General features: G+C 68.2%; 8 protein-coding genes. 1 reads left to right on the plus strand and 7 read right to left on the minus strand.

All coding sequences use genetic code 11. The features are described 5' to 3' along the window. Window positions 1-125 precede the first annotated feature (125 nt). Complete coding sequence (locus SB751_RS14635; RefSeq protein WP_144202278.1) at window positions 126-446, plus strand: hypothetical protein; 321 nt, start codon at window positions 126-128, stop codon at window positions 444-446. Between the two features lie 79 nt (window positions 447-525). Here SB751_RS14635 and SB751_RS14640 read toward each other — a convergent pair whose 3' ends face one another. From SB751_RS14640 to SB751_RS14670, 7 genes are all read right to left on the minus strand, one after another. Next, the gene (locus SB751_RS14640; protein ID WP_186296968.1) at window positions 526-780 is read right to left on the minus strand and encodes a BON domain-containing protein; all 255 of its coding nucleotides are present in this window, start codon (window positions 778-780) and stop codon (window positions 526-528) included. A 780-nt stretch (window positions 781-1,560) separates the two neighbouring features. Further along, complete coding sequence (locus SB751_RS14645; RefSeq protein WP_144202369.1) at window positions 1,561-2,937, minus strand: MFS transporter; 1,377 nt, start codon at window positions 2,935-2,937, stop codon at window positions 1,561-1,563. A gap of 322 nt (window positions 2,938-3,259) precedes the next feature. Beyond that, the gene (locus tag SB751_RS14650; protein ID WP_144202282.1) at window positions 3,260-3,664 is read right to left on the minus strand and encodes a short-chain fatty acid transporter; all 405 of its coding nucleotides are present in this window, start codon (window positions 3,662-3,664) and stop codon (window positions 3,260-3,262) included. A gap of 189 nt (window positions 3,665-3,853) precedes the next feature. Further along, window positions 3,854-9,733, minus strand: a complete 5,880-nt coding sequence (gene uvrA, locus SB751_RS14655) for an excinuclease ABC subunit UvrA (RefSeq protein ID WP_410748185.1) — start codon at window positions 9,731-9,733, stop codon at window positions 3,854-3,856. A gap of 222 nt (window positions 9,734-9,955) precedes the next feature. Beyond that, window positions 9,956-11,653 carry an aspartate-alanine antiporter gene (gene aspT, locus SB751_RS14660; RefSeq protein WP_211942561.1) on the minus strand — a complete coding sequence of 566 codons (1,698 nt, stop codon included), beginning with the start codon at window positions 11,651-11,653 and terminating at the stop codon, window positions 9,956-9,958. Window positions 11,654-11,743: 90 nt separating this feature from the next. Next, window positions 11,744-12,067, minus strand: coding sequence for a calcium-binding protein (locus SB751_RS14665; RefSeq protein WP_144202288.1), 324 nt, complete (start codon window positions 12,065-12,067; stop codon window positions 11,744-11,746). Window positions 12,068-12,198: 131 nt separating this feature from the next. After that, window positions 12,199-13,599 (minus strand): FAD-containing oxidoreductase, encoded by a 1,401-nt coding sequence (locus tag SB751_RS14670; protein WP_144202290.1) that lies wholly within the window; start codon window positions 13,597-13,599, stop codon window positions 12,199-12,201. Between the last annotated feature and the right edge of the window lie 26 nt (window positions 13,600-13,625).

Here is a 13,625-nt window from a genome sequence, read left to right on the forward strand (position 1 = left end):
GAAAACCCTCATCCGTGCCGTAGCGCATGCTGGCCGCCCTGCCGCCCGGGATGTGCCGACTGGCACGCAACTTGCCGCCCTTCCTAGTCGAAGGACATGTGAAAACGATCATCAGGAGCCCCATCATGAGCAAAAGGTCCCGCCATCCGCATGACACGCCGCCCCGACGAGCGGACCAGACCGGCGCCAGCGACCCCGCAAGCATCCCGAGCACGCTCGACCCCAACCTCGACACCGATGCCGGCGACCTGGAACGCGAGCTGGAACTCGAAATGGGACAGACCGAGCGCGACCTCCACGTTGCCACCGAGGAAGACAACCCCGAGGACGAGATCTCTGAGGAAGTACAGCGCGCCGCCGAATCCCTGCCGTCCGACACCCCGGTCGACCGCGCCGACCAGACCGACAAGCGCATGGAGAATCCGCCCAACGGCAGCGATCTGTAGGTCGCGCTCCCGGCCATGAAAACCCGCCATGAAAAATGCCCCGGCAGACCGGGGCATCGTATTGGGGCGTGGGGCCGGCTTATTCCGAGGCCAGCACGCCATACGGGCGAATGTGCAGCTTGTTGATCACATCCGTCACGCCAAAGGTGTCGTCGGCGATGTCTTCCACCTCATACTTGGTACGCCGATTGTCCACCGAGCCAGTCAGGGTGACGATGCTGCCCATGACGGTGACATCCACCTCGCTCACGTCCAACCCAGACTCATGGGCCAGCCGTTCGCACAGTTCCTCGCGGATGCGCTCGTCGCTGCGCGTGTAGTTCTTCGGCCCCACCCGGCGTGAATAGCCATAGGGTGACCGCTCCTGGCCGAATGACTGGTCGCCGCGTGAGCGCTGGCGGTAGTTGCGGCCGGCGTCTGCCTCGTAGCCGCGCGGGGCTGGTAGGGCTGGTGTGGCTCGTGCGGCTGCGACTCGTGTGGCGGCGGATAGGAGTCGGCGCCCCGGGCGGGTACGTCTGCCGGGGAGCGCGAGGCAGCCTGATAGCCATCCTCATAGCCGCTGCTGTAGGCGGTGACGTAGCCCCGGTTGTGGGGCGCGCTCTCGTCGCGGTTCTCGTCGAAGGTGGAGCGGGCCGGATAGTAGACCGGGCCCCCACGCGCCTGGTTGCCCTGGCGACCCCACTGGCTCCCCTCCGTGCGGCCGCGTCGCCAGGCGCCGCCATCACGCACGCTGTCCTCGGGCGCGTTCCAGGCGTTGTCGCTGGCGTCATAGGGGTTGCGGTCGCGCGTGTTGCCATACCGGCCGCCCGACAGGTCCCGTCCCCGCCAGTTCCGATCATCGCCCGGTACGTGACCGTAGCCTTGCTCCGAGCCGCCGTAACGCTGGTCCGGCCACCGGCGTTGGCCATAGTCGTCTAATCGCTTCATTGCGTTCCTCCATGGACTGGGGCGCGAGACGCGGCCCCGATACGGAAGAAGCGGCAAGTTTCATACCGAGCGCGGCTGGCGTCCGGTGTGGCGAATCATCCACTCACGGCATGCAGTTTCTACAAGCTGTGCGCGCACAAAGCGGCGCCGCTTATTTGCCCGCTTATTTGCCCGCTTATTTGCCCGCTTATTTGCGGGAGGCCCGCATGGCGGCGCTGTCCGCGCTGTCCGCACTTTGCGGCGTCACCAGCCGCAGGCCGCTGGCGATGGCCGCCAGACCGGCAAAGCCGGCGCCGAGCGACAGCGCCAGGGTCGGGCCATGTTCGCCGGCAATGCTGAAGGACAGCGCCACCAGCGCAGCGCCCATGGCCTGGCCGATCAGGCGGGCCGTGGCAATCACCCCGCTCGCACCGCCCGAGCGCTCGCGCGGCGCGCTGCCCATCAGCGCCTTGAGGTTCGGCGACTGGAAGAAGCCGAAGCCGGCCCCGCAGATCGCCATGCGGATGCCAATGTTCAGCGCGCTGGCGTCCGCCGGCATCATCGCCAGCGACGCCATGCCGGCCGCCATCACGGCCAGCCCCACCCCGCCGAGCAGGCCAGGCGGATAGCGGTCAGACAGGCGCCCCGCCAGCGGCGCCATCAGGGCCACCACCGCAGACCAAGGCGTGAGCAGGAAGCCGGTTTCCACCGGGTTGCGCCCCAGCACATGCTCGAAATAGAACGGCAGCGACACGAAGGCCAGCCCCTGCGCGGCAAACGAGCAGACGGCGGTCAGCGTGGAGAGCGCGAACATCGGCCGGCGGAACAGGTCCACCGGCAGCATCGGCGCCGGGTGGCCGCGTTCGCGGCGCAGCAGCAGCACGAAGGCGATGGCGAACACCGCGGCGGCAGCCACCACGTATTCCACCGGCTCGCGCTGCACGCCCTCGCCGAGCGCGAAGATCAGCGCCGCGAAGGTGATGACGTTGAGCACGGCCGCCACGGGGTCGAAGCCATGCGTGCTGCGCTTGCTTTCCGGCAGCGAGCGCCAGCCGATGGACAGCGCCAGCAGCCCGATCGGCAGGTTCACGGCGAACAGCCACGGCCAGGTGCCGAACGAGAGGATGACGGACGCCACGGTCGGCCCGACGGCGAACGACACCCCGACGATCAGCGCGTTGAGCCCCAGCCCGCGCCCGAGCCGGTGCATCGGAAAAATCGCGGAAATCAGCGCCGTGTTCACGCTCATGATGGCGGCGGCGCCGATGCCCTGCAGCGCCCGCGCGGCAGCCAGCGACGGCAGCGACCACGCCATGGCGCAGATCACCGACGAGATGACGAAGACGATCACCCCGCTCAGATACATGCGCCGGTGACCGACGATGCCGCTCAGCGCGGCGAACGGCAGCAGCGTGGCCACCATCGCCAGTTGGTAGGCGTTGATGATCCAGACCGAGGCCTGCGGGGTACTGCGCAAGTCCGCTGCGATGGCCGGCAGCGCAGTGTTGGCGATGGCCGTATCGAGCGTGGCCAGCGCCACGGCGATCATGATCGCCGCCATGCCGCGCTTCTCGCGGGGCGTCATGGCGTTGTCGAGCGGGGGCTGCGTGGCGGGATTGGGCTGCGCGGAGGACGGCTGGCTGGCGGGGGTCTGCACGGTCGGATTACCAGTAGGGGCGATCGGGGGCGAAGGCGCCGGACGGGCTTGACCCCATCGGGGGCCGTCCTTGTCGCCAGATCGAGACAATACGGGAAAACACGCGGGCCTGCTGAAGGCGCTTCAGCATCCGCTTAATAGATCAGGGGGAAGTTGCCGGGAGATCGCAGCCGATGGGGAGGGGTTCCCCACCGTTACGGACGCGATGTCAGCGAGATGCTGGATAAGTCAACGAATCAGCACCAACGAATCAGTACCGCATCTGCACGTCGTCCACGCGGCTGGTGCGCGTGTTGAACAGGCAGGTGTAGCGGAAGGCCATGGCCGCGTCGGAGGCGTCGGGCTCGAAGGTGCCCTCGCCGGTAACGCCGGTCTGTGTGCTGCTCTGCTGATAGATCCGCTCGCGGTCCGGCATCATCATCACGCTGCCGGGTTGCGGATAACGCTGCTTGACCGCGCTGGTCACGGCTTTTTCGCAGGCGTTGCCGGCGGCTTCCATCTGCGAACGGCTCAGGCCACCGGCTGCGCCATAGGCGCCGCCCGGCGCCGGCGTGATCGTGGTGGTGGGTGGGGCCGGCATCCGCTGGGGTGGCGCCGGAGGCGGCGTGGTGCAGGCTGCCAGCAAGGCGACCGTGGCCAGCCCGAGGCTGGCCATCGGCAAAGCAGAGGAACGGAAACAGAGGCGCGAGAGAGAGCGTGACGAAAATCGGGGCATCGGGTCGGTTCCGGTATCGGCTACGGACCGTCGGATGACGGGGATATCGGAACGACTCTATGCCAGGAATGCAGTGGGAGCAACCTGGATAATGTCGCTTTCGTCACTCTCGCTCTTATTCGACCGTCATTAGACCGCAATCCCCCGCTTTTCCTGCTTGGCGCCATCTTGTGGTTCGCGCGCCAACACCGGCACCAGCGCCGCGCCCGTGTGGCTGGCCGCGATCCGCACCAGCGCTTCCGGGTCCGCCGCGCCAACGATAGTGCCGCCGGCCGCCCCGCCTTCCGGGCCGAGGTCGATGATCCAGTCCGCTTCGGCAATCACGTCGAGGTCATGCTCGATCACCACCACGCTGTGGCCGCCATCGGTCAGCCGGTGCAGCACGCGAATCAGCCGCGCCACATCGGCCATATGCAGGCCCACGGTCGGTTCATCGAGCACATACAGCGTATGCGGCGCCTTCTGGCCCCGGCGCGTGATGTCATCACGCACCTTCGACAGCTCCGTCACCAGCTTGATCCGCTGGGCCTCCCCGCCAGACAGCGTGGGCGATGGCTGCCCCAGCGTCAGGTAGCCCAGGCCCACATCCTTCATCAGTTGCAGCGGATGGGCGATCTGCGTGATGGCGCCGAAGAACTCCACCGCCTCGTCGATCTCCATGGTCAGTACATCGCCGATGTTCTTGCCGCGCCAGGTCACCGCCAGCGTCTCCGGGTTGAAGCGCTGGCCATGGCAGACGTCGCACAGCACCTTCACATCGGGCAGGAAGCTCATGCCGATGGTGCGCACGCCCTGGCCCTCGCAGGCCGGGCAGCGCCCGTCGCCGGTATTGAACGAGAAGCGCGAGGCGCTGTACCCGCGCGCCTTGGCCTCCAGCGTCTCCGCAAACATCTTCCGGATCGCGTCCCAGACGCCGATATAGGTGGCCGGGCACGAGCGCGGCGTCTTGCCGATGGGGGTCTGGTCGACCTCCAACACGCGATCGATGGACTCCCAGCCGCTGATCGACGTGCAGCCATGCCACGCATGCGCCACATTCAGCGCGCGCGTGGCCGTAGGCTTGCCGGCCTTCTCGGCGGCAGCCCGGGCCCGGCGCGTGGCCGGCGACGACATTACCGAGCGCCCCACGGCGTCCAGCAGGTTGGTCATCAGCACGTCCCGCGCGAGCGTGGATTTGCCCGAGCCGGACACCCCGGTAATCGCCACCAGCCGCGCCAGCGGAATCCGCGCCGTGACATGGCGCAGGTTGTGCAGATGGGCGCCCTCCACGGTCAGCCACTGCGCCGGCTCGGCTTCCCGACCCGCGCGCGCTGGCCGCACCGCGCGGCGCGGTTGCAGCGGATGGATGATCGGCCGCGCCAGGAACTGCCCCGTGGTGGAATCCGGCGCGGCGGCCAGCGCCGCCACCCCGCCCTGCGCGACGAGATGCCCGCCGCGCTTGCCGGCGCCGGGGCCTATATCGATGATGTGGTCGGCACGGCGGATGGTGTCTTCGTCATGCTCCACCACGACCAGCGTGTTGCCCTTGTCGCCAAGCTTGCGCAGGGCGTCCAGCAGGATCTGGTTGTCGCGCGGATGCAGGCCGATGGTCGGCTCGTCCAGCACATAGCACACGCCCTGCAGGTTGCTGCCGAGCTGCGCTGCCAGACGGATGCGCTGCGCCTCGCCGCCCGAGAGGCTCGGCGCGGCCCGGTCCAGGCTCAGGTAGCCCAGCCCCACTTCCTCCAGGAATTGCAGCCGGCTGGCGATTTCCGACACCACGTCGCGCGCGATCTCGGCATCGCGGCCCTTGAGCCGCAGGCCGTCCACCCAGCGCCGCGTATCGGACACCGTCCATTGGGCGACGTCGGTAATCGCGCTGGCCTCGAAGGTCACCGCGCGCGCCACCGGGTTCAGCCGCGTGCCGCTGCAATCGGCGCAAGGCGTATCGCCCACGCCTTCCGGCTCCTGCTCTTCGGACGGCAAGCTCTGCTCGCGCCCGCGATTGTCGTCGGCGCCCAGCACCGTGTCGTCATATGCCGCGCGCTGCTCGCGTGTCAGCGCCAGCCCCGTGCCCACGCAGGTGGTGCACCAGCCGTGCTTGCTGTTGTACGAGAACATGCGCGGATCGAGTTCCGGGTAGCTCGTGCCGCAGACCGGGCAGGCGCGCTTCGTCGAAAAAACCTTGGTTTCGCCGACGTGGCCCGTGCCACGGCCACCGTGGATGGCGTCTTGCAGCCCGTCCAGCGGTGCCAGCAGGTGCATCACGCCCTTGCCCACCTCCAGCGTCTGGTCCAGCAGCGCGCGCAGCGCCGCCTCGTTATCCGCCGAAATCACGAGGTCGCCCACCGGCAGTTCGATGGTGTGCTCGCGGAAGCGGTCCAGGCGCGGCCAGGGGTCTACGGGCAGGAATTCGCCGTCCACACGCAGGTGGGTGTTGCCGCGCGCCTTGGCCCATTTGGCCAGATCCGTATAGACGCCCTTGCGGTTCACCACCAGCGGCGCCAGCAGGCCCACGTGCTGGCCGCGATGGTCGCGCAGCAGCTGCGCCACGATGGACGCCGCGCTCTGCGAGGTCACCGGCGCGCCGTCATGCACGCAGTGCTGGATGCCGAGCTTCACGTACAGCAGGCGCAGGAAGTGCCAGACCTCGGACGTGGTCGCCACCGTGCTCTTGCGGCCACCGCGCGACAGCCGCTGCTCGATGGCCACCGTCGGCGGAATGCCATAGACCGCGTCCACCTCCGGCCGCCCGGCCGGCTGCACGATCGACCGCGCATAGGCGTTCAGCGATTCCAGATAGCGGCGCTGGCCCTCGTGGAACAGGATGTCGAAGGCCAGCGTGGACTTGCCCGACCCCGAGACGCCCGTGATCACGTTGAACTTCCCGTGCGGGATATCGACATTCAACGATTTCAGGTTGTGCTCATGCGCGTTGACGATGCGCACCACCCCCTCGCCCTCGATGGCCCGGCGCGCGCGTTTGGCCTGCAGCGCGGCTTGCAACGGCAGGCCATGCCCGGCCATCTCGGCGCGCTCGGCGGCCAGCGTGCCGGCCTCACCCATGGCCTTGTCATACTGAATCAGCGCATGGCCGGTATGGGAGTGTTCGCAGCCCTTGACGTCCTCGGGCGTGCCCACGCACAGCACCTCGCCGCCGGCGTCGCCGCCCTCCGGCCCAAGGTCGATCAGCCAGTCCGCCGCGCGAATCACGTCCAGGTTGTGCTCGATCACGATCAGCGAATGGCCGCCGTCCAGCAGCTTGCCGAACGCGCGCATCAGCTTGGCGATGTCGTCGAAATGCAGGCCGGTGGTGGGCTCGTCGAACATGAACAGCCGCCGGGGCAGGATTACCGCCTTGCGGTTCTTCACCGGCTGGGCCTGCGCGGTCTCGGCCAGGAAGCCGGCCAGCTTGAGCCGCTGGGCCTCCCCGCCGGACAGCGTCGGCACGGGCTGGCCCAGCTTCACGTATTCCAGGCCCACGTCGGCAATCGGCGCCAATACGCGCAGGACGGCGGCATCGTCGGCGAACAGCGCCGTGGCCTCGCTGACGGTCAGCTCCAGCACATCGGCCACGCTCAACTGGCGCGGCGGCTGGCCGCGCACGGCGCGGGCGATTTTCACCTCGAGCACCTCGGCGCGGTAGCGCGTGCCGTCGCAATCGGGGCAGCGCAGGTAAACGTCGCTCAGGAACTGCATCTCCACGTGCTCGAAGCCGGAGCCGCCGCAGGTCGGGCAGCGCCCATCGCCCGAATTGAAGCTGAAGGTGCCGGCCGTGTAGCCGCGCTGGAGCGCCAGCGGCGCGCGGGCGAACAGCTTGCGGAGCTCGTCGAACGCGCCCACGTAGCTGGCCGGGTTGGAGCGCGCAGTCTTGCCGATGGGCGACTGGTCCACGAAGACCACGTCATTCACCTGTTCGGCGCCGATCAGGTCGCGGAACGCGCCCGGGGACTCGGTGGCCTTGCCGAAATGGCGCGCCATGGCCGGGTACAGCACGTCCTGCAGCAGCGTGGATTTGCCCGAGCCGGACACGCCGGTCACGCACACCAGCCGGTTCAGCGGAATCTCCACGCTGACATCGCGCAGGTTGTGCTCGGTGGCGCCTTCCAGCCGGAGGCGCGGGGTGTCCGCATCGACCTTGCGTGGCTGCCAGTGCGACGCATCCGTCACAAGGCGCCGACCACCGAGGTAGTCGCCCGTCAGCGTGCGTTCATGGCGGATGGCCGCCGGCGTGCCGTCGAAGACGATCTCGCCGCCGCGCTCGCCGGGCCCGGGGCCCATGTCGATCAGGCGGTCGGCGGCCAGCATGACCGAGGGGTCGTGCTCCACCACCACCAGCGTGTTGCCGGCGTCGCGCAGGCGGTGCATCGCCTCCACGATCCGGTTCAGGTCGCGCGGATGCAGGCCGATGCTCGGCTCATCCAGCACAAACAGCGTGTTGACCAGCGAGGTGCCCAGCGCCGTGGTCAGGTTGATCCGCTGCACCTCCCCGCCAGACAGCGTGCGGCTCTGGCGGTCCAGCGTCAGGTAGCCCAGGCCCACGTCGCACAGGTACTTGAGTCGCGTGCGCACCTCGGCCAGCAGCAGCTTGAGGGCGTCGTCGAGCAAGGCGCTCGGCAGCGTCAGATCGTCGAAGAAGCGGCGGATGCGGGCAATCGGCATCAGCATCAGGTCGTGCACGGTCAGGCCCGGCAGCGCTTCCAGCTGGGTGCGGTCCCAGTCCACGCCGCGCGGCAGGAAGCGGTGGCCCGGCTGGAGCACGGCGTCGGCGTTGGCCTTGTCGCCCAGGCGCCAGAGCAGCGATTCGGTCTTGAGACGGGCGCCGCCGCAGGTTTCGCAGGGGGTGTAGCTGCGGTACTTCGACAAGAGCACGCGGATGTGCATCTTGTACGCCTTCGACTCCAGGTAGCTGAAGAACCGCATCACGCCGTACCACTGCTTGTTCCACTGGCCGTTCCAGTCCGGCGAGCCGTGGATGACCCAGTGCTGCTCGGCCTCGCTGAGCTGGTTCCACGGCAGGTCACGCGGAATGCCGGCGCGGGCGGCGTAGCGCATCAGGTCGTCCTGGCATTCCTTCCAGGCCGGCGTCTGCATCGGCTTGATCGCCCCGTCGCGCAGCGATTTGCGGCTGTCGGGAATCACCAGGCCCAGGTCTACGCCGATGACCCGGCCGAAGCCCCGGCAGGTCTCGCAGGCGCCATAGGCGGAATTGAACGAGAACAGCGCCGGCTGCGGGTCCGCGTAGCGGATATCGCTTTCCGGGCTGTGCAGGCCGGTGGAGAAGCGCCAGACCGGGCCATCGCCGGCATCGGTCACCACGTTTACGCTGACGCGCCCGCCGCCGCGCTTGAGCGAGGCCTCGATGGCCTCCACGGCGCGGACCTTCTCCACATTGGCGATGCGGAAGCGGTCTGCCACCACATCCAGCACCTTGCGGCTACCGGTGGCGGACTCGACCACGCGCTGGCCGTGCACGCGCGTGTAGCCGCTGACGGACAGCCATTGCGCCACCTCTTCCTCGGTGGCCGAGGCCGGCAGTTCCACGGGGAAGGTCACCACCAGCCGGGCATCGGCAAACGGCTGGCCGGGCGCGGTGCGGGCGGCCAGTTCGGCGTAGATGGTCTCGGGCGAGTCATGCCGCACCGGCAGGGCCGTCTGGCGGTCGAACAGTTCGGCGGCCCGCGCGTAGAGCAGCTTCAGGTGGTCGTTCAGCTCGGTCATCGTGCCGACGGTGGACCGCGAGCTGCGCACGGGGTTGGTCTGGTCGATGGCGATGGCGGGCGGCACGCCGTCCACCTTGTCCACCTGCGGGCGGTCCATGCGGTCCAGGAACTGGCGCGCGTAGGCGCTGAAGGTCTCCACGTAGCGGCGCTGGCCTTCCGCGTAGAGCGTATCGAAGACCAGGCTGGACTTGCCCGAGCCCGAGGGGCCCGTCACCACGGTCATCTGGCCCGTGTGCAGGTCAAGGTCGATATTCTTGAGATTGTGCTGACGGGCGCCGCGGATGCGGATCAGGCCATGGTCGGACAATTTTGCCTCGCAAATCAATGGGTTAAGCGCAATGCAGGGGGCGGTCGCACCGCCAGAGCCCACCATCGTACTCCGATCGGCTCGGCGATTTACGATGGCTTGGCAGGCCCCGGCAGGGTCTCGTGTGGCGCTACTATACTGTATAAACGTACAGTGCGTGGAGCGCGGTGGCTGCGGCAGAGGGCGCAGCGGAGGGCGATGGGAATTCCGGCTGGGGAATGGCTACCCCACCCGGTAGGCCAGTGCGACGATGATGGGGCCGAGTACGGGAAGCATCACATTGGCGATGGCATAGGTCACCGTATAACCAAGCAGCGGCACCGAACTCTGGCTGGCCGCCAGGATAGCGCTGATCGCCGGCGTGCTGACGTGCTGGCCGGCGATGGCGCCAATCAGCAACGGTCCCTCGATCTTCAGGAACACGTGGCCGATCCACAGGGACAGGCAAGCTGGCACCAGCGACACGGCAAGGCCCACCAGCGGCAGCATCGCGCCATGCTCGCGCACCAGCGTCATGGCATCGGGGCCTGCAGACAAGCCCACGCTGGCGACGAATACCGCGAGCCCAAGGTCCTTCAGCAACTGGACGCCAGCCGGCGGCATGTCACCCAGCCCGGGCCGCTTGAAGTTGATCCAGCCGAACACCAGCCCGCTCAGCAGCGCCCCGCCGCCGCTGCCGAGCGAGATCGGAATCCCGTACACGGTCACGGACAGCATGCCCACCAGCAGACCCAGCAGGATCCCCACGCAGAGGAAGACGAGATCGGTGGTGTCCACGTGGCGCACGGCCGTGCCCAGCTCCTGCGCGGCTGCGCTCAGCGCCGGGTCCGTGCCGACCAGGGTCAGGCGATCGCCGTGCAGCAGCTGCGTCGCCGGCGTGATTGGCAGGCTCATGCCGGAGCGCACGATCTGCTGCACCCAGACGAAGCGAAGGTGCCGTTGCGTGGCCATCCGGGCGAGATCGCCCAGCGTGCGGCCGTTGAGGCCGGGCTTGTTGACGATCACCTGGCGCTCGTCGAGCTGGAGCACATCGTGGTGGGCGGACGGCGGCAACACCTCCACGCCGACCCGTTCGCCCGCATTGACCAGCCGCTCGCGCACGCCGATCAGGGCGACGATGTCGCCGGCCTCGATCTTCTGGTCCGGGTCCGCAGAGAGGGATTCATTGCCGCGAAACAGGCCCGCGACGAGGGTGCGCCCGCCAATCTGGCGTTCAAGCTGGCCGACGGTCAGCCCGGCGGCCCCTTCGGCGCGATAGGCGCGGCCTACCAGACGCGGGAGCGCCGGTTGCGTGGCCACGTCGTCATCCGAGGCGGCCTCCAGCCGGGTGGCGAGCTCGCGGGACGCCGTCTTCAGGTTGAGCCGCAACAGCATCGGCGCGACCTGACTGGTGAAGAAGACAATGCTGACGAGGCCGACCAGATAGGTCAGCGTATACGCGGTGGCGATGTTCGATTCCATCCGCGTGGTTTCCGCCGCGCCCAGGCCAAGGTGCTTGAGCGCTTCGGCCGCCGTGCCGACCACGGCCGATTCCGTCGCGGCGCCGGCCGCGAGCCCTGCCGCGGTGCCGGCGTCCAGGCCCATCATCCGCGTGGCGGTGAGTACGATGGAGATGACGGCAACCGCCTCGATCAGGGGCAGCACCATGAACCGCAGGCTGGAGCGGTTCAGGTTGGCGAAGAACTGCGGGCCGCCGGAATAGCCCATCGCGAAGATGAACAGCGCGAAGGCCACCTCCTTCAGCTCCCCGTGGAGCTGGCAGCCGGTCTGCCCGATCAACAGCGCCACGATCAGCGTGCCGCACACCCCGCCGAGCCCGATCGGCCCGATCTTGAGCTTGCCAACCGCATAGCCGAGCCCGACGGTCACGAACAGGACCGCCATGGGCACGTCGTTGAAGACTCCGACCGAACATTGCATGGTGACCTCTCTTGCGGACGGCCATTTCAACAACGGCCCAGCCGGGGTCCACGGCCTGCGGCGCCGCGTCCCCGCTGACTTCCCTTCGCGTCAGTTCAGGCTGCCCGGATCACGCGCGGCTTTTTGCTGCTTGGCTCTCGCCGCAAAGTAGGCGCCGATCTGCTTCTGCGTGATGCCGTTGGTCTTCTTGGTGTCGATCTTGTCGTAGTTCTTGTAGACCTCCGGCATGCCAGCCTCAGCCTCCTCGCGGCTCAGCTTGCCGTCCTGATTGGTATCGGCGGCCTTGAATTTCGCGGCGAAGGCAGCCTTGGCCTCCTGTGCGTTAGCCGGCTTTTGCTGCTGCGCACTGGCGGCCGTGGCCGTGAAAGCGGCAATCGCCGCAAGGCACGCGGCTGCTACGAGTTTCGAAGTCATGGTTGTCTCCCAGGTTGTGTTGTATTCAGCGCTCGGGGCGCCACAGCCTGTGTGACTCTATCGCAGCGATTTGCGGTCCTGTAGTTAGACTTTTTGCGTCAGATATGAAAATAGTCGGGCGTCGGCGAAGCTCAACGCGGCTTCGACAACTCCCCGAATATCGTCGGAATCAACTCCGATACCGTGGGATGGATGGCCATGGTCTGGGTCATCTGCGTGGCGGTCATGCCGCCGGCCATCGCGGCCAGCACCATGTGTACGGCCTCGTCGCCGCCCGGGCCGAGGATGGCGGCGCCGAGGATCTTGTCGGTATCGGCATCCACCACCACCCGCATCGAGCCCTGCGCCTCACCCTTCTCCACGGCCCGCGCCACGCGCGTCATGGGCCGCTTGCCGATGCGCACCCGGTGGCCGGCCTGCCGCGCCTGGGCTTCGGTCATGCCGACGCGGCCCAGCGGCGGGTCGGTGAACAGCGCGTAGACGGGAATCCGGTCGCCCACCGAGCGCTGGGCGCCATCGAGCAGATTGGCCGCCACCACCTCGAAATCGTTGTAGGCGGTGTGGGTAAAGGCGCCGCGCCCGTTGCAGTCGCCCAGCGCCCAGATGCCGTCCACGCTGGTGCGCAGTTGGTTGTCCACATCGATATAGCCGCGCGCATCAGTGGCCACGCCGGCCTTGTCGAGTCCCAGGTCGTCGGTGTTCGGCCGGCGGCCCACGGCCAGCAGCACGTGGGTGCCGGCGATCTGCTCCGCGCCGCCCGGGCAACCCGGGCCATTCACGCCTACCGCCGCGCCGTCGGCATGCGGGTGCAGTTGGATGCACTCCGCCCCGCAGCGGATGCGGATGCCTTCCGCTTCCAGGATCTCCCGCACTTGCAGGGAGACCTCAGGATCTTCCCGCGCAATCAGGTGCTTGCCGCGCTCCACCACCGTGACCTGCGCGCCGAGCCGGCGGAACACCTGCGCGAACTCCAGTCCCACATAGCTGCCGCCGATGACGATCAGGTGCCCGGGCACCTCGGTCATCGCCACCATGTTCGTATTCGTCAGATAGGGGACGTCTGCGAGTCCGCCGATTTCCTTCGGTGCCAGCGCGCGGCCGCCCACATTGAGAAAAATCTTGTTCGCGCGTAGCAGGCGGTCGCCCACGCGCACGGTGCGGGGGCTCTCCAGCCGGGCGTGGCCACGGATCAGCGTGCAGCCTTGCATGCCGCCAAGCCAGCCCTCCAGCCCCGCGCGGGACTTGCCGCTGATCTCCGCCACGCGGGCGCTGACCCGCGCCATGTCGATGCGGGCCGGCCCCGGCAGCATCACGCCGAAGTCCGCCGCGCGCGCCGCCAGATGGGCCGCATAGGCATTGGCGACGAGTGCCTTGGTCGGCGTGCAGCCCACGTTGACGCAGGTGCCACCCACCTGATGGCGCTCGATGATCGCCACGGTCATGCCGGCCTGCGTCAGCCGGCCCGCCAGCGACGGGCCCGCCTGGCCGGTGCCGATGATGATGGCGTCGAAGATTTCAGGGGAATCCGACATACAGCCTCCTCATCGGCACACCGGCC

Source organism: Cupriavidus sp. SIMBA_020 (assembly GCF_046535395.1).
GTDB lineage: Bacteria > Pseudomonadota > Gammaproteobacteria > Burkholderiales > Burkholderiaceae > Cupriavidus > Cupriavidus campinensis.